This is a genomic window from Roseovarius gahaiensis, from assembly GCF_011601345.1.
Classification (GTDB): Bacteria; Pseudomonadota; Alphaproteobacteria; order Rhodobacterales; family Rhodobacteraceae; genus Roseovarius; species Roseovarius gahaiensis.
Genome location: NZ_JAAORB010000002.1, coordinates 151,445 through 171,117, shown reverse-complemented (window position 1 = coordinate 171,117; position 19,673 = coordinate 151,445). Strand labels below are relative to the sequence as shown.

The window sequence follows — 19,673 nt, the reverse complement described above, 5'->3', positions numbered from 1 at the left end:
TCAATCGGACAACCGCGCAAGCGCTTGCGCGGCAGAGTTGGAGCCCAGATCAGCGGCCCGCTGATAGTGCCGTTTGGCCGCCAAGGGATTCGCGCTTGGAAACGGAGAACGGGCGGTGTCATGTGTCGCCGGGTCATACATTTCCGCAATCATGATATTGGCGCGCATCCGGATGTCGGCGGATTGACTGTCATCACCGGACAGGGCCATCAAGGCGCCAAACGCGGCATTCAGGTTATCCGCACCCGAGGCCGCGATCAGTTTTTCAGCCTCGGTCAATGGATCGTTGGATTGGGCCGCATCCTGTGCAAGCGCGGCCTGCCCGGTGCTTGCATCCGAGGTTGCACTGGCCCCCGGCCCCATCAGGAAAAACCACGCAGCCCCACCCGCTATAATCACGAATCCAGCAATCAAAGCCACGAAAGGCGCTGTGCGTGCGCCGGTGTCGGGCTTGCGGTCTTGGGCGTCCGGCGCCGATCTGTCCGTATGTCCGGCGGGCTGATGCGCCTCGGCATTTTCGGCGGCCAATGCCTTGCGCACAAGGGCCAGTGGATCGTCTGGCCGCAACGACGGATCGGCCCGCAGGAACGCCTCAAGCACACCTCGCAGATTGCGCGACACCCGGTCATCGCGAATTTTGATATCTTCACGGCGGTCATCAATTGCGGCCCAGCCCTTGCCATCACCCGGCACGGTGAGCCCCGCACAACGCATCAAGACCAACCCCAGCGCGTAAATATCTGTTGCAGGGGTGATCCGATTGTCGAACAATCCCAGTTGCTCGGGCGCGCAATACCTTAGCTTGCCCGCAAAGTCGCTGCCCAAGATAGATTTGTCCGTGCCCACCGAATCCGACGCCAACCCAAAATCAATGAATTTGGCTTTGGAAACATCCTCATCCGGGACCAGAATATTGTCTGGCGCAACGTCCCGATGCACGATTCCAAGCGCATGGATCGCCGCCAACCCCGAAGTCAGGCGCGCGGCAAGTTTCAACACATCCTCCGAGGCCAATCTTGCGCCCTTGTCGAGGTAGTAAAGAAGTGGCTTGCCGGATAAATACTCCATCACCAGATAAAGCTTGCCCGCCTTGTCCTGCAACGTTGTTTCATATCGAACGACCGCGTCGTTCTGAACGGTCCGCAGCAGGCTGGATTCCCTGCGAAACAATTCAACCGCACGGGAATTGCGCGCGAACTCCGGTGTCATCACCTTGATCGCCACGGCATGACCTGCCGCCGTGTTGGTGCCACGAAACGTTGCGCCCATCCCACCCTCGCCCAGCAAGCTGTCAATGCGATACGTGTCCTGGATCATGTCGCCGGGTTTCAGCCCCAGTACGGTTTTTTCCATCTGTCTAACTCCATCCGCATGTAAACAAGGCCGTCACCGGCGGGCCGATTTGCGCAGGCCGATTGCCGTGTGCTTGGTAAATTCGCGAATATCCATGATCTGGAAACAGATGCCCGCAAACACAAAAGACATCGTGACCCCGAAAATGATGGTCAGGAAACCACCAATCACTGCCCAAATATCAAAGCTGTAAATTGCTCCGCCATAGCGAATGATCATTGCGCCAGAAAAGCACGAACTGAGGATGAAAAACCCGGTCGTGATCCAGATCAGCATGGGCATGGCATTGTTCAGCATATCTCGCATAGGTCACCTTTTTCTTGTCTTTTGGTCATCGTCTCACTCCGCCGCTTGCTCGACCGCAATGTTCTGAATATCCAGCGCAATCAAATCGACATCCGACTGTCCCGCCGCCCTGCGGGCCGCAAGATGGGTCGACATCAACCCAAGGCACTGGGTCCGGCGCGCGCCTTCCGCTTCGACCTCGGGACGTATGAAATCGGTTTGCTTGTCCAGCAAGGCGCGCGAGTAATCCTCGGACAGCCCTTCGATCAGGTTGGCATATTCCACCACGTTGGCCACCGCCTTGCGTTCCAGACCGGCCAACTGGTCCTCCGCCTCTCGCTTGGCCTCAAGCACCTGCTGCAAAAACGCATCATCGCCCGCGCGGCGGGCGTCGTCCTCTAACTCGGCCAGATCGTGTTGAATGGTCAGGGCGGCGGCAAGGGCGTTCAGATACCGTTGCACCGCCTGATCACAGACCAGAACCGCAGAATTCAATATCAAGCGAATGGATTTGTCGCGCAGGGTGTTGCGCGCCACCTGTCCGCGTTGCAGCGTGGATTTGATGGCATCCAGCCTGCTTTTGTCTCGTTCCGAACCGGCGGCGTCGCGCATCGCGTCCAACAGGGCAATCACCTCTTCCTCGGATGATGCGGTGCTTAGCGCAGGGTCGGGCTTGGCAAGCTCTTGCAGGCTGCTGTTCAAAGCGTCGGCTTGCGCGGCAGAAGTGATCGCCAGTCCGGCCACCACCAAGCGCGTCGCCGCGAACCTGTCCTGCGTGGGTTCGTTGGACAGCACATCGAACGGCGGCAGCTCGTCTCGCGTGGCGCTGGTAATTGACGACAAGGGCGTACGCGCATCGCCCCCGCGCTTGACCAAACCACCGGCCTGCCCGTGCTGGCGCCCGTGTCGGATCAGTGAAAACGGCGTGCCGACAATTTCGGCGGCGTTGCCCAGCATGTCGTGCAGCCCCAAAGGGTTGGCCGCAAGCGAGCCAATCACCTGAATGCGGCCCGCAGCACTGTCTGACCCGCCATGCGCAATGTATTCACTTTGCTGCCGACCATCGGGAATGGGTGGCCGTGTCTTGCGAAACAATGCGCTTTCCACGTTCATGCCGCCGCGTGCGGCAAATTCCCACTCCTCTTCCGTTGGTAAGCGCAAATAGGCCCGTGTTTCCCCGACTTGCGGCAGGTGTTCCGGTGCGTTCTGCATCAGCCACAGGCTGTAGGCTTGGGCAAAACTTTGATACTCCAGTTTCGTCTGACCCACCTTGGGCAAAAACGCCCGTCTGCGCGGGGTCTTGTCAGGGCAGCCCGACATGACGACATCGTATTGCGCTTCGGCCAGTTCATATTTGGCCATGTAGAAATAACCCTTGGTCGGGCTGCCATCATCAGAGAAGGCACCGGATACATAAGACCGCCAAACACCATTCAGATAGGGCCGATCGTCGCCCTCCTGCCCCAAGGTCACAGGCACGTCACCAATTGCACCATCGACATTCGGCGTGGACACTTTGCGGAACACCATCGCCCCACCGCAGGGCATGGGCAGGATCAGATCATCATCGGCAGGCTGCGGGTTGTAATAGCTGTCACGCCATTCAATGCCCGTGGTCTGGGCCATGACAGGCCCTTGGGCAACAAGGACAGTGCAAACCGCCAAGACGGTCCTGAAAAATGGCAATCGCTTGATGGGTTTCTGGTCAACCATGGCGCAACACCTCTGCTTTCTCAATTCCCTTGACGGCCCAAACGGCCCAGCCTGACGCTGTGAAGGCGGTCAGCAGTCCGACACCACAGGTCGCAATCAAATCTTGCGCTCCCAATGTGGCGATCGCATTTCCCGTGCTGGCCGAAAACATGCTGTTGATGATCAACGTGGCCGGAACGACCAGACAAAATGTCAAAAAGATACCAGCCATGACCAATATCAGCCCCTGACACACCGGAATCAAAATGCGGCCGCGACGCGACAATCCAAGCAGTCGCAACAGGCTGAAGGCAATGCGCTGCCGTTCGACGGCACCGCGCAGATTGGCCGCCATCGAGGCCCAGAACCCGGCCGCAGCCAAAATCGCAACGCCCGTGTAAAGCACGTTCAGATTGTCGCGAAAGGCCAGCAACAAAGCCGCGTTTTGCGCACGCAAGCGCGTTGTGATCCCTTGGTCCTCCAACCAGCCGCGAAGGCCCTTCAGCTGGTCAAGTTCCTTGGCGTAAAGCCTGAAACTGGCATAGGCCACGGGCGCGGGACGATCATTCATCCACGTGGCAGGGGTGATCGCGGCATCATCGCGGAACCGCTCGATCGCCAACAGGTCGGGCAGTGACAAAAACAGGGCATCGCGCCCATACATGTCGTCCGGAACGAGACCCAGAACCTCCAGTTCCCGGCGGGCCAGCTCCTCTCAGCCGTCAATCTCGCGGCCAATCAGAATCTCAAGCATTGCCCCGGCGCGCAGACCGCCCAACGCCTCAGACAGTGCTGCGCTGACATATACCTGACCCGGGCCAACAGGCGCGAACGCGGTGATCAACGGATCGCCCGCAGCACTGGGCACAAGCGGCACAGCGCGTTCCAACTGACGGTTCGCCATGTTTTGCACGGCATCCGCCGATGTGTTGATTGACCGTGTGGCAGGCATAGCAAACTCAACATCGCCGCGTGCAGCAAGGGCGTTGAAAAAATCCTGATCATACCGCCCGGCCCCGACCGCCAGAATTTCACGGTTCGACGGGTCTTCGACCAGACGGCCAACCATCGTGCCGATCACACCGTTCTTTAGTGCCAGAACAATCAACAAAGGCGCCAAAACGCCGACCAACGCCGCAATAAAACACACGGCCGCTTGCCAATCATGGCGCAAATCCTTGAGCGCAAGGGTTATCGGCAGATACGTCATGCGGCGCGCTCCTGCGTCAAGGAGCCGCCAAAAACCGAATATGTCACCTGTTGGTGGCTGAAAACACTATGCGTGCCCCGGCGCGCGTCTTCAAACGCGCCACTTTGTGATTGATGGCTGGCCAAAACCACTGCCGATCCGGCCTCTTGCGCGAGAATGGCAATCAATTGCTCAACCTGAGCGACATTGGCAGGATCAAGCGCCGAAACAGGCTCATCCAACAGCAACACCCGTGGCCGGGCCAGCAGCGCACGCGCGATCGACGCCCGCTGTCGTTGACCAACCGAAATTTGCGCGGGCTTGCGCGCAAGAAGACCTGAAATCCCCAAGGCTGCGATCAAATGATCGTGCCAGTCCTGATCTGGGGTATGCCCCTTTATGGCAAGCGGCAGACGAATATTTTCTTGGATCGAAAGATACGGGATCAGGGCGTTTGTCTGAAGAACAAAGCCCATGACATCAGGGGCCGCCACTGCGGCACGGCCTTGCGGTGTGAACAGATCATGCCCAGCCACGCGATGGTCACAATCGGCAAAATCATCCGGCGCAATCGCACCTGAAATCAGGCCCAGCACCGTGCTTTTGCCGGTGCCACTGACCGCATCAAGAATCAATGTTTCGCCGCGCTGCAAATTCATCGTTTCGATCACGACGGCAAAGTCATGCGCCAAGCGCACGCCGAGGTTACGGATATGCAGCACGGCGTCCGTCATGATTTACCCGGCTTTGCCAGCTTGAGCGGGATGCCCCCCAACCGAATATCCGAGGCCGTCGTGACCTGTACGGGCGTATTCGGGGTTAGCTTCTGACCATTCACGGTGGTTCCGTTTGTCGTCCCCATATCAGTCACGCGCAGCACACGGTTTTGCAAATCTATGCGCGCGTGAACGCGGCTTAGCCCCTCTTGGTTGACCACAAGGGCATTCTCAGAGGACCGCCCGATTGTGACCCCGGCTTTCAGCTGTCCAGCGGTCAGGGTTGTGTCAGGGCTGCCAGCCATCCGCAGCCGCAGCGCGGCTTTGCGGCCCCGCCCCACTGGTTTTATACCTGTGGCACCCTGCGTCTTGTTCGTAAGAAACAGGGTTACCCCGCCCCCGATCAGCGCAACGCCGATCACCCCCGCAACGATGTAAACCCAAGCTGGCACGCCGCGAGTCATCGCCGAGCCAGACGCCCCCGACGCGTCAGACCCACATGAACTGTTTTCAACGTAATAGGGCACTTTGACAATCGACAAGAAACCCGCAATCGAATTTGACGACGAGGCCCAGAACGTGCCGTTTGTGGGGAAGCCGCTTGGCGTCTCCTGTGAAATTTTAGTGTTGACCCCAATCACCTGTCCGCACGAATCCAGCAACGGGCCACCCGAATTCCCCTTATTCACAGAGGCCGTGTGCTGCACAATTTCAAGCGACGATCCATCACGCACCCATGTGCCCATGAACACCTTGGACACCGCGCCTTGGGTAAGCGTAGTCTCGAACAGCGCCGGGTTTGCATCATTTGAAACTATCTCGTCAGCCGAGCCAGGATAGCCAAGCGCGGCCACCGGCTCACCCTTGCGCATGTCGCGCGATGCAATCGGCAAGAACACCGGGTCGGGCAGGGTATCGCCGTCAGGGCTTAGCCGTAGAACCGCCAAATCCAGCCCCGCGCTGGTGTGCAATACCTTTGCGTTGTATTGAAAAATCTCGCCATTGCTTGAGAAGAACACAGCCAGCGCTCTGCTACCCTCAATCACGTGTTTGTTGGTCAGATAATAAAAATCTGAACTGTCCGGCACCGGCGCCAACAAAAATCCAGATCCAGTGATAAGCTCGGCGGTAACCGTCCGACCCATCGCTTTGTCAGCCGTCACTACGATCTCTTCAAAGTCTTCCGCCGTGACAGACGACACGCCCGTCATCACCCAGACCAACCCCACGACTGCCGCAAAAACGACCCTTCTTACAAACATGCTTCAGTAGTCCCTCATAATGAATCCAACAGCCGCAGCCAGACAGGCAAGCAGTATGATAATCATCAAAATCGCGGCCTGGCCTTTGAATTTCCGTTGTCTTGTTGTCTTGCGTGAGCGCCCGGCAGGCACCCCTGCCGGACGCAATTCCGACCCTTTGGACGATGGCACGGGTTGATGGCGCGGCGGCGAAACGACCGGGCCGTCGGCCACGCGCGCGGTGAACCGCCGCGCATTGCTTGGCCGGTCTTCGGGCATCAGCGCGCAGCCTTCGTCGATCATGTCCAGCAAAGGCGCGGGGTAACTTGCATCCACCCGGTTGCGCCGCAAATTTTCGCGGACGGGCACATATATATCGCGCCCTGTAGACTTTAGCGCCTTGAAACGTTGATCCGCCGATGGCGGCAAACTGGTCGAAACCAGCTCATACAGCATGACCGACAATGCAAAAATATCTGCCTGTGGTCCTTCTTGGATGGAGCGGGGCAGCGGCACCACCTCACGCGGGAATTGTTCGATCGCCGCATATTTGCGTGTGAACATCGACCCCATCGATACCGTGCGCCCCAAAGGCCGGGCGGCCCCGAAATCAATCAAGATCGGCTGACCATCGCGCCGGATCATGATGTTGCCCGGTTTGACATCACGATGGATCAGCCCCACCTGATGAACGGCGCTCAGGGCATCGCCCAACGACGACGCCACCGAGCGCACCAACGCTTCGGGAATAGGTGTCCCCCTTTGCGAAAATCGAGCCGCCATCCGATCAAGCGGATCGCCCTCGATATAGTCCATGATACAATACGCCGTGCTGTGCTTGCTGAACGCGGCCCGAACACGCACAAGGCCCGGCACATTGGGCAGATCACGCAGCAGATTTGCCTCTTCGAAAAAGGCATCAAGGCCCATGTGGTAGAATTTCTTATACTGTTCGCGCGGCGCGACACTCAGGTCCAACTCGCGCACGGCGTGTTCATGCGGGAAAAACTCCTTGATCGCCGCCGGTTCACCGAATTTCAGATTCTCAGCCTTATACGTTATCCCAAAGCCGCCTTGGCCCAGAACATCAACAATCTGGTGCCCCGCTATTTTGGTGCCTCTTGGAAGGCGGTCCGACATATCGCCTTCTCCTTGGTCAAGACCCACTGTCACTATCGCGGGTCGCATCCCCCAAGCTATCGTCAACCGGGTCCGCGCCTTCGGGGCCGACCGATGACCCCGCTGGATCAGGTGACGCATCAGACGGCGGCGTGTCGTCCTCGAAGCTTTGGCTCTCGGAATTCGGATCAGGGTTGGTTTCCCCGATGGCATCGTCTTGCGCCGGGTCGACGGGTTGCCCCTCTTGCAGTTGGTCACCGTCATTTTCGGCCCCATCGCTGTCGGTAATGGCGCCTTCGGACCGATCCACCGTGTCCACGGACCTATCAGAGGGGGCTGTCTGCACAGCCTCGGGCTTGCCGGAAAACCCAACCACCCAGATCATCAGCCCCAACAAGATGACACCGATTGCCACAGCCCCAGCCGCCAACATGCCACGCAGTCCGGAAAACCGCGACGAGGCATCGCGCAATGTCCAACGGCTGTCGCGGTAAAGGCCGCTCATACCTTCATGGGCGTGGCGATACATCACGACGGTCGTGTTGTCCTGCTTGGGCTTGGCACGTTCATCGACCGCGTTCAGCAAATCCGAACAGACACCGCGCACATCACCGATCTGGTCACGCTCCAAAATCTGCCGAATGGCGTCATCCTCAAGCGTTTCGAGACCATCCGAGGCCAGCAAAACAGCATCCCCGGCCTGCAACTCTAGCCCCGACAGATCAATAAGCGCCAGCTTGTCCCCCATCACTGCAGAGCGCAGCGAATTGCGTTTGGGATGATGATCGGCCTCGGCCTGCGTGATCTTTCCGGCACGGACCATTTCCAGCAATTCACCATACAGCGAATGGTCAGCATTCAGCCGGCGCAAGCGGTTGTTGCGATATAAAAACAAAACGCTGTCACCGACGCTGGCCCACAGCAGCCGATCGCCGATTTTCAGAACGGCGAGCACAGTACACCCCATCCCGCGCAGTTTGGGGTCTTGCGCCACACGCTGTCCGATGGCGTCATTTGCGGCAATCACCGCCTCGTGCAATCGCTTCAGAGGTTTCGGGTTTTGAGAGACAGATACGAAATGTTTTTCAATGCTTTCGAGCGCCAGATTAGAGGCAACCTCGCCCCCGGCATGCCCGCCCATCCCATCGGCCAACAACAACAGGATATCCGCTTTCGGATCTTGTTCGCTTTGAAGAATGATCCGAAATGCGTCTTCCTGTGTCTCGCGTTGCCCTAAACTTTGTTTACCGCCGACGATGCTCATTTCTGGTCGGTGTTTTCAGCAACATCTGACCAATCAAAATCTTCGTTGCAGAAGGCCACAAACCTGACATGCGTTTGCTTGCTCAGGCGGATCAACGAATAATTCTCAAGAGGTTGCGGCGTTGCCACGATTTTCGTCCCGATCTTTGTGACGTTCGAGCCACTGCCCGGCGCGATCAGAAATTCGCGGGACTCATCATCATAGATCACGCGCACATGGTCCTTGGACGAAATCAATGTATCCCCGAACGGCAGCGCCACACGCTCGTCGGGGTCGCGTCCGATTGTATTCATCCCCGAGCCCAGATTGACCGATTGCCCGATACCCGGCCCCTGCACCACCACGAACCAGCCGACAATTGGATCGACCATGTCATCAAATTCGGCTTTTTCTGAATACTTGCCAGCAACGCCACCGTGATAGATTTCGGTTTTGTCGGTGCTTGGCACGAACTGGGTTTCAGCTTCGTTTTCACCAAAGCCCAGATAGGCATGCGTCGGTGCATCGCCAGAATGCTGCATGCTCTCGGTGAAAACCCCTGTGCTTTCATCGCCCAAGCCCAGATCATCACCTGTATCGTTGTCGGTTTCGTCAAACAGCCAACTTGTCTTGTCTTTTCCCATAACCCATCCCCTTTTTGCCGTGGCCATTCTCCCAACAAGGGATTTAGGCCTTTACGATGCTTGCCCTGACCGTTCCAAAACCCAACGTGTCGCCGATATTCACCTGCCGCGTTCCCGAGACTTTTTTCTCGTTCACAAAGGTGCCGTTCAAGCTGTCCAGATCTGTCAATGAAAACCCGCCGCCGCGCCCAGTGGCCAATTGCGCATGCACGCGGGACACGCTTGGATCGGTTAGCGTGATACTGTTTTCATTCGATCTGCCGATGCCCACGCCGCCGGCATGAACCGGCAGGCGTTCCCCCGTTGGCTTCAAAACAAGGAATGCAACCGGCGGCGGCGCATTTTGCGGGCGCGCAGGCGGTGGAACAAAACTGGTGCTGTCGGTATCGTCGAAAACTGGGTGACTATCGTCCTCGTGCAGGTCCAGTTCCTCGGTGCTGCGCGGTTTTCGCAGCAGCAAAAGCGCCAAAAGCAGCAATAAAAGCGCGCCCAGCACGCCCGCGGCGATGTAAACATAAAGCGCAGGATAGCCGAATATCAAATTCTCGGCATCCTTTTGCGTTCCGGTGTCTTGCGGGCTGTCTTCTGCAACCGATGGTGCCGGGTTTGGGGCGTCGGGCACAAAGCTGGCCGTGATCTGCTGCTCGTCAAAGCTGCCCTCCTGCCCCGGCACGGGCACTTGCATGGTCACCGTGATTTCGGCTGGCGCGGGCTCACCCACAGGGACAATAAGGCCCGATTTCCCGATCGAAGAATTGAAGCTTTCAATGAAACGGCCAACCTCAATCCGCGCTTGTTCGGGTTGAAGCAAACGCACCGTGCGGTATGATCCCAGAGACCCTTTCGTCAGCTCTTCCAAGAAATCAATGTGCGTGCCGGTCTGTGGATCTCCCAAACCGGCCCAGATCATCCCCAGCGCTGAAATCGTAACCCCAGCATCTTGCGCTGCCTCGTTCAACGAGGCAATCGAACTGGCCCCTTCTTCAATCCCATCCGTGATCACGACCACGTTTTTCAAAAGAACATCCGACTGGTCATCCAGCACTGATACGATATCGCGGACATTTGTTGCGATCCGGGTGTTTAACCCATCCAGTTGCATATTCTCGATCGCCGACAGAACCCGGTTGCGATCCGATGTGAAATCCACCAACCGCTGCAGCGTTTCGTCAAAGGTATAGACCGCCACTTGCTCGTCAGACGGAAGCGATTGCGCCAGCCGCCGCGCATGCGCGCGCACTTGCGGCCATGTCGCGCGACGGGCACCATTCAACCCCGGAGTACGATCAATCAACAAGACCGTTGCCGATACGTCGACATCAGACGGAAACAGGTCGTCGCCCGATCGCACAAACCTGAATTCGGCTGGCCTGTCGCTTGTCGGACGTCTGGTCAATTTCCCGCGCGTTTGGTTCGGGGGCACACGCACAATGCAACTGTCGGCGGGCGCAGGTGCGGCAGGGCTGCAATCAAGCAGGGGCATACCGTCCACCGGGACACGGGCCGGGGGCGTGCCATCACCGACAGCTTGTGCTGAAACACGGTCGGTTTCCGCCGCCAAACTCATTATTGCCAGACCAAGAGTAGCAATCAAACGCAAGAAATTCATGCGCGGGAACCTCGCTATGGTTTCAAATAAATCAGCTCAAGCGCCAGCGATCAGCTCGTCAAAGCTGAAATCGCCAAGCTTACACGGCTCAGTTCCGAACGCGTCGCCGCCGAGACCGAGCCCGTGTTGACATCAGACTGAATTCCCGAAAGCTGCGCCTCAAGCGCGTTCAAGCGCTGAACCTTCGCCGGATCCGAAGCCACCTTTGCCCGCGCCGCAGCCGCCTGTGCCTTGACCTGTGAAAGTTGCGATTTCAGTGCCGATATCTCACCGGCGTTGCTGGAAACTTGGCGCTCCTTCGAGTCGATCCGGCGCTGGCTGGCCTGATTGTTGGCGATGATTGCCTGTGCCTCGCGGTCTTTTTCGGCGATCTGGCGATCATACTCACCGCTGTTCAAATTCTTGATGTTGTCAAACAGCGAGGCCGTTTCCGGATCGGTCGAGCCGGTGCACCCGGCCAAAGCTCCGACAAGACCCGCAGCAATCAGACCTTTGAACGAAAACTCATATCTGTTTCTCCTCTAAACCATTTAATACATGCCCGGTCACAGTTTGCGCCCGGGCAAAGTTCCAAGCCTTACTGGATCAAGCGCAGCTTTTGTCGGTTGCGCGCCAGACGGGATTGATTGCTTGCCGCCGCCTTATCGAGCGACACCAGCCCGGATTGACCTTTTTGCTGTGCAACACGAATTTCATTTCGCGTTTTGACAATGTTGTTTTCACTTTTCTGCAACTCATTCTTCACCGTTTGCCGGTTCGAATTGATGGCACGAACACGCGCGTCATACTCAGATTTCGACACCTGCTGTGCGTTGACCCGACGCCGCAATGAACTCAGTTCTGCGTTTTGCGAATTCAAGACCCGGTTCAAACGCGTCTCGACCCCATTAAGGCGCTGGCTGACACCACGCAGATTGGCCAGAACCTTGTCGCGTTGGACAAGTTCCACCTTCTTTTGTGCGGCTTGCCGACCAACGGCGTTGCCTCCAACGCCACCGATAACACCCCCGGCTGCCGCGCCTTTGGCACAGTCGCCGCCATCGCCGCCCAGCAGCAACGCGATACCACAGCCCGCCGCAGCGCCGATAACGGCACCCTCGACTGTGTTTTACACAATTATGTTTTTCGTGACTTGGTTCAGGCTGCGTGCTTCCGCTTCAAGTTGCCGTTCTTCCTTGGTCTTAGCACCCGATCCCGACAAAGAAGCCGCCGGTCCACCCGTCTGCTCCATGCATCCCGCAAGCAGCATCGGAACCAAAAACAAAATGCCCCACACATATGCATGATTCACTCGCCCCGCGCGAAACACACAATTCGCGCATCACGTTGACAAAGCGCCGCAAAACAGTCGTCATGAAGCTACCAAACTCAATCCACTCACTGGCAGACCTGACGACGCTGATCATCAACGGTGTGACCATTCTTGGAACATTGGCTGCCGCATTGGCAGGCACCTCGGCCACGGTTGCCGGTTTGTCCGGCATGCCACAAATTTCCCTGCATGATGTCGCATTACCATGGCGCCTTGTAGCGTTCGGCCTGCTGGCCGCAGCCCTCGGCTGGGGATTGGGGGCCATCGTTCGGCATTACAGCCAATCGCATCGCGAAGGTCTAAGGCTATTGTGCCCAATCGCAGGGTTATGCTGGGGCGGGCTTCTTGTTGGAACAGCGCAATGGGCAACGGCAGGCGCGGCCACCGAATTTCCAGAACTTGTGTTCTTTACACTTGTCGGGTTGGGTCTGGTCTTCCGTCTTGCAGTGTTCCAGTTTCGCTCGGAAATCGGCCCAACCACCGGCACGACAATCCGGTTGCGCAGCGATGCATTGTTGTTTTTCGCCGCCTCCGCAACGGTACTTTTGATCCTGACTGACGTCGCGGGGGGACAATGAGCAAACCCGGACGTCTGCCAGAGCCCATCTCATCCCGGCTGTTGCTGACCGCAGCCCTGATGGACGCCGTGTTCGTTTTGTTTTTGACGCGAGTGATCGGCCCCACCATCGTTGACCAACTCACACGCCTGTTTTCCACCACCCCACCCGAAGCACTTTGGCTTGGCGTGTTTGCGCTTCTCCTCGTGATCTACGCGATCATGTCCGATGTCGTTCTCGGCGGAGCCAGCCTTGGCCGTATCCTCCTTGGCCTAAAAATGCGCGACACCGCGGGACAGCCAGTCAAAGCCGGGCGCAGAACCCTGCGCGCGATCAAGAAATATGCGCTGATGGGTTTGGGGGGCATACGTCTGGACAGCGCCGCCAGCTACGACAAATCGACCGGGATCGCGTGGTTCTCGGAAATGGCCCCCCGCGGATATCGTCACCCCAAAACCTGGAACATTATCGCCATCGGGCCCAAAAACCAAAAAACAAAGTACACCCTTGGCAACATCGCCAGATTTGCATCCAAAGGCATGGTGCATGTCGGACGCGATCCGGGTTGGGCCGATATCGTCCTGCCACGCGATGCAATCAGCGTATCGGGACGCCACTGCATGCTGCGGTACCACAAGGGTGAACTCTACCTAAGGGACGGCGACGAAAACGCCAAAGCCTCCAGTAATGGCACCGCCATCAACGCAAAGCGCCTGCCATCTGGAAAATGGATACCACTGCGCGGGATACAGGCATTCAACGCAGCCAACGTCACAATCACGCTCGACCGCTCGGATTGATAGACCCCCAAGCCCTTTCATTGTTCCAAAAATACTCAAATCCGACAGCGCCCCAACCGGGCTGCCGTCATCTATCTGCACCACAGCCGCCCCACACGGTCCGAGGCGGCGGCCACAGGCCGACGACGAGACAACCAGCGCGCGAGCTTGCCCGCGCTCATTTTGATTGGGGGAAATCCCTCAGCGGGGTGTCCTTGCGCAGATATAGCGGATGTTTGGCCGATCCGTCCTTGTTCAGGCCCAGACATTGCAACGGCTTGCCCGTGGCTTGCATGGCGCGCAGCACCTCTTGAACCACGGGCTGGAACCGCTTGTGCAGCTTGCCATAGGCCAGCACGATCAGTTCGGCTTCGTGCGCCATGTCCACAAGCGCGCGGATATTGGCCGGGCTGCAGGCCAACGCCGGGTCGGCGGGGATATCCTTGGGCAAGGTCGCGCGCCAATCCAGCACATTGCCTTTCAGGTACCGGGTAAAACCCCAATCGCGGGCGAACATCAGCTCGCGGTGGCAGGTCGGGTCCGACACGTCGGCGGCGGCGACCGACGGGTTCATGCCCACGAACAACACCGCGCGCGGCGCGGCGCCTTCTGGCGTCCAATCGCGAGTCAGCGCCTGACGGTAGCGGCCACACTCTGAAAACGTCGCACCGCCCACCACCCCGTCGGGTAGTTTCAGGCGCACCTTGCCGCCGGGGTCATGCGCCCCTGTGTCTGTCACTGGTTGAACACCCGGCTGGGGTGCAGCTCTCCGGCCTTGAAACGGCCGACGGCCACGGCGCGGCCATCATATGACGCCCAGCATTCCTCGCCATATTCGACATCATGGGCGATCACCATGCCGGGGTTGCCGTTCTTCAGTCGGGCCAGCCCCGCCTCCGTGCAAGTCACCTGCGGCAAGTCGTGCAACCCCTCTTCAAGCGGGCGGATATACGCGTCCAGATCCGGGCTATGCGCCATCTGTTCGATCTGTTCCAGCGTCAGGCCATCACTTGCCTGAAACGGCCCCGACCAGACCCGCCGCAGCCGCGTGACATGGCCATAGCATCCAAGTGCCTCGCCCAGATCCCGCGCGATCGACCGCACATAGCCGCCCTTGCCACAGGTCATTTCCAGCGTGACATGATCGGCATCGGGCCGGTCGGCCATCAACAACGCCTCCACCCAAAGCGGGCGGGCCTCGACCTCGAACTCCTCACCGTCGCGCGCAAGTTTATAGGCGCGCTGCCCGTCGATCTTGACGGCGGAATATTTGGGCGGCACCTGCATGATCTCGCCAACAAAGGCGTTCAGCGCGTCCTTGATCACCGCATCATCGGGGCGCGTATCACTTTCGGCGATCACCTTGCCCTCGGCGTCATCGGTGTTGGTGGCTTGGCCCAAGCGCACGGTAAATTCATAGGCTTTCAGCGCATCGGTGATGTAGGGCACGGTTTTCGTGGCCTCGCCCAATGCCACGGCCAGCACGCCCGTCGCCTCCGGGTCCAGCGTGCCGGCGTGTCCTGCCTTTTTCGCCTGCAACGCCCAGCGCACCTTGTTGACCACCGAGGTCGAGGTCATGCCCGCAGGCTTGTCCACCACCAGCCAGCCGGAAATATCGCGCCCCTTGCGTTTGCGTCCCATGGTCTTGCCCTTTTGCCCGATGAAGGCGGCGGCGTAGCCCAAGCCCTGCACACTGTCAATTCGGCATCCGGGGCAGCGCCCGCATTAGCCGTAGCGCGGGCAAGCGCACGACAACCCAGTTCAGACGCAAAAGACCAACCGCGCGAGCCGCCACCAGCGCGCCCCATGCGCCGGCCAGATTGGCCATAACTGTCGCCGCCAGAATGCCGCCATAGCCCAGCAGCAAAACTCCGGCCCACGCCAGTGGAATGAACACCACCGCAATGCGCAGCGTGCTTAGCCCCATCGACCAAAGCGCGCGGTCGCGGGCATTCATCGCCGCGTTGGCCGTCACCAACATGCCGTAGCCAAAAAAGCCCCACGCAACGACCCTCAGGTAATCGGCGGTATAGGCCATTGCGCCCTCTTCTGCAGTCATCACCCGCGCAATCGGTTCCGCCAGCACAACCATGCCAAGCGCCACAACTAAACCATAGCCAAGACACAACCCAAAGCTCAGTCGCAGCGCGTCGCGCGCACGCGCTCGGTTGCCCGCGCCCCATGCTTGTCCCACCACCGGGCCGATACCCGATGACAGCGCCAGCATTGGGACGAAAAGTAGCGATTGCACCCGTGCCGCCGCCCCGAACCCGGCCACCGCAGTATCTCCGATGACGGCCACAGCTGCCGTCACCACTGTCAAACCGGCCGGGTTGATCGCATTTGACACTGCGGCAGGCATGCCAACCCGCGCAATTCTGCGCAGGGATTTGGCGATGTCCTGAAACGGGGCACAGTCCAGCCGGATCGCCCCGCGCCATAGGGCAAAGGTCACCAAGCCTGCAAAGGCAAGACTTCGCGCCAAAAAGGTCGCAAGCCCTGCGCCCTCGGCCCCTAGATCGGGGAGCGGGCCCAATCCGAAAATGAAAATCGGGTTCAGAGCCACGTTCAAAATTGCTTGCAGGCTCATCACCGTCGCGGCCACCTCGCTGCGCCCCGCCGCGCGGAACACCGCGTTCAGCGCCATGCCGGTCACCATCGGCGGAAAGCTGAGGCACCAATAGGGGACATAACCCAGAACAGCCTCCAGCACCGGGCCCTTGGCCCCCATCGCCGCGAACAAATAAGGTGCCCCCAGCCAGAACAACAGCGACAGCGTGCTTGACAGCATCGCCGCCAGTGCCATCGCGTGCAGGGTCAGGCGATAGCGCGCCGCGCCGCGCTCACCCCTGCCGATGGCCTGCGACACCACGGCGTTGGTGCCTGCGGCCAAACCGATAGACAGCGACACTAGTGCGACGATCACCGGATAGATAAACCCGATGGCAGCCAGCGCCGAATTACTATGGCGCGCCAGAAAAAAGCATCAGCCAGCCCAACGGACAAAACACCCAGAATGCCCAGCGTCATCGGCGCGCTGACTGAGATCAACGCGCGGCTGACTGGCCCCGCGTTCAGATCGCGATCAATGCTCATCTGATGCTCCGCTGTGTCATTTACCCCGATCTAGCGCTTGGGGCGATATGTTCCACCAAGGCAGTATGCGCGGGATCAATCGGCGTTTTCCACGACACCCACGATCGGCCCCATCGGAAACCCGCCGTCATGCCGCCCGATGCCCGGCGCATACAAGCGCGAGATATTGCCATCAAAATACAACGCCTGCGGCGTGTTCAGCACGTCACGAAACAAGATGCCGAATTCATGAAAGGTCACCCGGCCTTGCGATATGGCGAACACCACGCGACTGCCATCGTCGGATGTGCCTACACCGTTGCGGATATAGCGGCTGTCGCTGTCAGGCAAAAAGCGCGGGTGCAATGCCCCGTCGATCACCAGCATCGGCCCCGACTGCGTGGCATCCCGGCACTCGGGCGCCTCGCGGTCAAACCGCAGGGTTTCGATGACATCGGCACGGCCTTGGCGGACACAGAACACCCCGTTGGGCAGCAGCCCAAAATTCCCCGGTCCGGCCGAGGTGACCAGCCGCGCGCTTTCTTGCCCGTCTTCGACGTAAAGGCCCACCGGGCTGCGATCGGTGTGATACATGCCAGCATTCATGCCAAAACTCAGCCGCTTGCCATCCCGGACCAAAGCGGCCTCGACATTGCGAAAGCTTGCCAGCGGCGTTCCGCTTTCGGGATCAGTCAGAAAAAGGCGGATATCTTCGCGTGTGGCGTCCACCTCGCAGACGGTAAAGGTCTGCCCAGCATTGGCAACGTCGCGGCATTCCAGCGCCGTTGCCACCGACCCTGCAAACAGCGCACCCAGCACCACCAATCCGCACAGGATGCTCTTAGCTTTCGACATCCCGGCGCACTTTGTCTTGGTCGAACAACCGTCGGGTTTCGTCCATCTGGTCAAAGGTCTTGTCGATGCGAAAGCGCAGATCAGGCGAAAACTTCAGCCCCAGCTTTTTGCCGATGCTCCGGCGCAATTCACCCTTGTTGCGCGCCAACAGGGGGACAATATCGTCTTGTCCATCACCGCCCAGCGGCAGCACATACGCCGTGGCAATCTTCAGATCGGGCGAGACACGCACCTCGCCCACCGTCACCGACATGCGGTTCAGGTCAGGATCGTGAATATCGCCGCGCATCAAGACCTCGGACAAGGTCCGCCGGATCAACTCGCCTACCCGAAGTTGCCGTTGCGAGGGGCCGGGCCCATCATGAAATTTGTTATTAGCCATGCCCTGCATCTAATCGCTCTGCCACCCTTTGCCAAGGTGAATGCAAGGGCTGGCCGACGTTCATCGCGGGAAAATATGCCCCGGCCACCCCCCACGCTTGCCCATTGTGCGCGCCCCCCGCACCGCGCTACACAACACCAAAACCACAAGACGGAGACCCCGACCATGACTGACCTGCCCGGAATCGTTGTCACCGGCGCCTCGGGGCGCATGGGCCAGATGCTGATCCGTACCGTGCTTGACAGCGCTCGCGCCCGCCTTGTCGGCGCGCTGGAACGTCCGGGCCACGACTGGATCGGGCAGGATGTCGGCCAAGCCATGGGCGGCGCGGCCATCGGCGTTCACGTCACCGACGACGCGCTAGAAGCCTTCGCCAAGGCCCAAGCGGTGGTTGATTTCACCGCGCCTGCTGCAACGGTTGAATTTGCCGGCATCGCAGCGCAGGCGCGCTGTGTGCATGTCATCGGCACCACCGGCATGACCGATGCCGATCTGGCCAAACTCACCGCCGCCGCGCGTCACGCCACCATCGTCCGCGCCGGCAACATGAGCCTTGGCGTCAACCTGCTGGTGCAACTGACCAAAAAGGTCGCCGCGGCACTGGATGAAGATTACGACATCGAAGTGATCGAGGCCCACCACAACCAAAAGGTCGATGCCCCCTCGGGCACCGCGCTGATGCTGGGTCAGGCCGCCGCCGACGGGCGCGGCGTGTCGCTGGATGCGGTGTCAGACCGTGGCCGCGACGGGATCACCGGCAAACGCGAACGCGGCCATATCGGCTTTTCCGCCATTCGGGGCGGCGATATCGTGGGCGAACATGACGTGATGTTCGCCGCTGCGGGCGAACGCGTGATCCTGCGCCACGTTGCCACTGATCGGGCGGTCTTTGCCCGCGGCGCGCTTAAGGCGGCACTGTGGGGGCAAGGGCGCAAACCCGGCGAATATGACATGCTGGATGTTCTTGGGTTGAGCGACAACTGATCCAATCCGCAAATGCGCGCGTAATACCCTTGTATATACGAAGGGTGAGTCGCCATGCGTTTTCTTATGATGTTCTGCCTGTCTTTGGCCCTATCCGCCCCGGCCAAGGCCCAAGGCTTTTCGCAAGTAAGCGAGCGGCAAAAATTCGTATCCTTGGTCGAAGGCCGCAAACTGACCCGATTTGGAATCAAGCTGGACGTCACAGGCGATGGCCGCATTATCGGGCGTGCCTTTGGCCGCCCCGTAACAGGCGCATGGAATTGGCGGTCGGGGTATTTCTGCCGCGATCTTTATTGGGGCGATTACGCGATTGGTGCAAATTGTCAGGCGGTCAAGGTGCAGGGCGAAACACTGCGCTTCATCTCGGATCGCGGCGCCGGACAATCGGCCGACCTGCAACTGCGTTGACGCACCTCATGGCGAGGCTGGCCATCAGGCCGGACAAGCCGCGCTTGGATCAGAAATCTATCGCAATCCCTTTTTTCTCCCAGTCGCCATAACGGACAGGCTCTAGCCCCTCACGGCGGCCACCCAATTCTTTGGGTAATGCCAGCTCTGCGGCTTCGCGGCGGCGTTCCTCGGCCTCGGCCAAGGCCCGAATGGCCTCGGGCGGCAGATCGCGTTTTTCCTCGCTCATG

The 19,673-nt window shown here is 59.3% G+C and carries 24 protein-coding genes; 4 read left to right on the top strand and 20 right to left on the bottom strand.

Annotated elements, in window-relative coordinates:
- From HAT86_RS02060 to HAT86_RS02005, 13 genes are all read right to left on the bottom strand, one after another.
- A complete protein-coding gene (locus HAT86_RS02060) occupies positions 1-1,353 on the bottom strand; it encodes a serine/threonine-protein kinase (RefSeq protein WP_167192924.1) in 1,353 nt (450 codons plus the stop codon).
- Between the two features lie 33 nt (positions 1,354-1,386).
- Positions 1,387-1,659 (bottom strand): hypothetical protein, encoded by a 273-nt coding sequence (locus tag HAT86_RS02055; protein ID WP_167192923.1) that lies wholly within the window; start codon positions 1,657-1,659, stop codon positions 1,387-1,389.
- Between the two features lie 33 nt (positions 1,660-1,692).
- Positions 1,693-3,264, bottom strand: a complete 1,572-nt coding sequence (locus HAT86_RS02050; RefSeq protein ID WP_167192922.1) for a formylglycine-generating enzyme family protein — start codon at positions 3,262-3,264, stop codon at positions 1,693-1,695.
- A gap of 79 nt (positions 3,265-3,343) precedes the next feature.
- The gene (locus tag HAT86_RS16815; protein WP_231125787.1) at positions 3,344-3,994 is read right to left on the bottom strand and encodes an FtsX-like permease family protein; all 651 of its coding nucleotides are present in this window, start codon (positions 3,992-3,994) and stop codon (positions 3,344-3,346) included.
- 51 nt (positions 3,995-4,045) lie between these two features.
- The gene (locus HAT86_RS16810; RefSeq protein ID WP_231125786.1) at positions 4,046-4,540 is read right to left on the bottom strand and encodes a hypothetical protein; all 495 of its coding nucleotides are present in this window, start codon (positions 4,538-4,540) and stop codon (positions 4,046-4,048) included.
- Entirely contained in the window at positions 4,537-5,253 is a 717-nt protein-coding gene (locus HAT86_RS02040; protein ID WP_167192921.1) for an ATP-binding cassette domain-containing protein, read from the bottom strand. The genes HAT86_RS16810 and HAT86_RS02040 overlap by 4 nt, the downstream gene beginning before the upstream one ends.
- Positions 5,250-6,464 carry a trypsin-like peptidase domain-containing protein gene (locus tag HAT86_RS02035; protein WP_167192920.1) on the bottom strand — a complete coding sequence of 405 codons (1,215 nt, stop codon included), beginning with the start codon at positions 6,462-6,464 and terminating at the stop codon, positions 5,250-5,252. Before HAT86_RS02035 ends, HAT86_RS02040 begins: the two co-directional genes overlap by 4 nt.
- Positions 6,465-6,500: 36 nt before the next feature.
- Positions 6,501-7,616, bottom strand: a complete 1,116-nt coding sequence (locus tag HAT86_RS02030) for a serine/threonine protein kinase (RefSeq protein ID WP_167192919.1) — start codon at positions 7,614-7,616, stop codon at positions 6,501-6,503.
- Between the two features lie 16 nt (positions 7,617-7,632).
- Entirely contained in the window at positions 7,633-8,859 is a 1,227-nt protein-coding gene (locus HAT86_RS02025; RefSeq protein WP_167192918.1) for a PP2C family protein-serine/threonine phosphatase, read from the bottom strand.
- The gene (locus tag HAT86_RS02020) at positions 8,856-9,482 is read right to left on the bottom strand and encodes an FHA domain-containing protein (protein ID WP_167192917.1); all 627 of its coding nucleotides are present in this window, start codon (positions 9,480-9,482) and stop codon (positions 8,856-8,858) included. The genes HAT86_RS02025 and HAT86_RS02020 overlap by 4 nt, the downstream gene beginning before the upstream one ends.
- A 43-nt stretch (positions 9,483-9,525) precedes the next feature.
- Positions 9,526-11,049 carry an FHA domain-containing protein gene (locus tag HAT86_RS02015; RefSeq protein WP_167192916.1) on the bottom strand — a complete coding sequence of 508 codons (1,524 nt, stop codon included), beginning with the start codon at positions 11,047-11,049 and terminating at the stop codon, positions 9,526-9,528.
- 92 nt (positions 11,050-11,141) lie between these two features.
- Positions 11,142-11,552, bottom strand: coding sequence for a hypothetical protein (locus HAT86_RS02010; RefSeq protein ID WP_167192915.1), 411 nt, complete (start codon positions 11,550-11,552; stop codon positions 11,142-11,144).
- A gap of 116 nt (positions 11,553-11,668) precedes the next feature.
- Entirely contained in the window at positions 11,669-12,148 is a 480-nt protein-coding gene (locus tag HAT86_RS02005; protein ID WP_167192914.1) for a hypothetical protein, read from the bottom strand.
- Between the two features lie 296 nt (positions 12,149-12,444).
- Between HAT86_RS02005 and HAT86_RS02000 the strand changes: the two genes are divergently transcribed.
- On the top strand, positions 12,445-12,981 hold the full coding sequence (locus HAT86_RS02000; RefSeq protein WP_167192913.1) for a hypothetical protein: 537 nt from the start codon (positions 12,445-12,447) through the stop codon (positions 12,979-12,981).
- Positions 12,978-13,760 (top strand): FHA domain-containing protein, encoded by a 783-nt coding sequence (locus HAT86_RS01995; protein ID WP_167192912.1) that lies wholly within the window; start codon positions 12,978-12,980, stop codon positions 13,758-13,760. Before HAT86_RS02000 ends, HAT86_RS01995 begins: the two co-directional genes overlap by 4 nt.
- A gap of 157 nt (positions 13,761-13,917) precedes the next feature.
- Here HAT86_RS01995 and HAT86_RS01990 read toward each other — a convergent pair whose 3' ends face one another.
- The 6 genes from HAT86_RS01990 to rbfA all read right to left on the bottom strand — a co-directional run bounded on the left by HAT86_RS01990 (position 13,918) and on the right by rbfA (position 18,051).
- A complete protein-coding gene (locus tag HAT86_RS01990; protein ID WP_167192911.1) occupies positions 13,918-14,478 on the bottom strand; it encodes a DUF1643 domain-containing protein in 561 nt (186 codons plus the stop codon).
- Positions 14,475-15,380 carry a tRNA pseudouridine(55) synthase TruB gene (gene truB / locus HAT86_RS01985; protein ID WP_167192910.1) on the bottom strand — a complete coding sequence of 302 codons (906 nt, stop codon included), beginning with the start codon at positions 15,378-15,380 and terminating at the stop codon, positions 14,475-14,477. The genes HAT86_RS01990 and truB overlap by 4 nt, the downstream gene beginning before the upstream one ends.
- A 55-nt stretch (positions 15,381-15,435) precedes the next feature.
- A complete protein-coding gene (locus HAT86_RS01980; protein ID WP_331272486.1) occupies positions 15,436-16,665 on the bottom strand; it encodes an MATE family efflux transporter in 1,230 nt (409 codons plus the stop codon).
- Positions 16,662-16,835, bottom strand: coding sequence for a hypothetical protein (locus HAT86_RS16805; protein WP_231125785.1), 174 nt, complete (start codon positions 16,833-16,835; stop codon positions 16,662-16,664). Before HAT86_RS16805 ends, HAT86_RS01980 begins: the two co-directional genes overlap by 4 nt.
- 75 nt (positions 16,836-16,910) lie before the next feature.
- The gene (locus HAT86_RS01975) at positions 16,911-17,669 is read right to left on the bottom strand and encodes a phosphodiester glycosidase family protein (RefSeq protein ID WP_167192909.1); all 759 of its coding nucleotides are present in this window, start codon (positions 17,667-17,669) and stop codon (positions 16,911-16,913) included.
- Positions 17,656-18,051, bottom strand: a complete 396-nt coding sequence (gene rbfA / locus HAT86_RS01970) for a 30S ribosome-binding factor RbfA (protein WP_167192908.1) — start codon at positions 18,049-18,051, stop codon at positions 17,656-17,658. Before rbfA ends, HAT86_RS01975 begins: the two co-directional genes overlap by 14 nt.
- A 165-nt stretch (positions 18,052-18,216) precedes the next feature.
- Here rbfA and dapB point away from each other — a divergent pair, with 165 nt between their 5' ends.
- Both dapB and HAT86_RS01960 read left to right on the top strand, forming a co-directional pair.
- Positions 18,217-19,035: a 4-hydroxy-tetrahydrodipicolinate reductase gene (gene dapB / locus HAT86_RS01965; RefSeq protein ID WP_167192907.1), complete on the top strand. Its 819-nt coding sequence runs from the start codon at positions 18,217-18,219 to the stop codon at positions 19,033-19,035.
- 54 nt (positions 19,036-19,089) lie between these two features.
- Entirely contained in the window at positions 19,090-19,443 is a 354-nt protein-coding gene (locus HAT86_RS01960; RefSeq protein WP_167192906.1) for a dihydrodipicolinate reductase, read from the top strand.
- 49 nt (positions 19,444-19,492) lie between these two features.
- Here the strand turns inward: HAT86_RS01960 and HAT86_RS01955 are convergent, their stop codons facing one another.
- The gene (locus tag HAT86_RS01955) at positions 19,493-19,672 is read right to left on the bottom strand and encodes a DUF1674 domain-containing protein (RefSeq protein ID WP_167192905.1); all 180 of its coding nucleotides are present in this window, start codon (positions 19,670-19,672) and stop codon (positions 19,493-19,495) included.
- Position 19,673 lies beyond the last annotated feature (1 nt).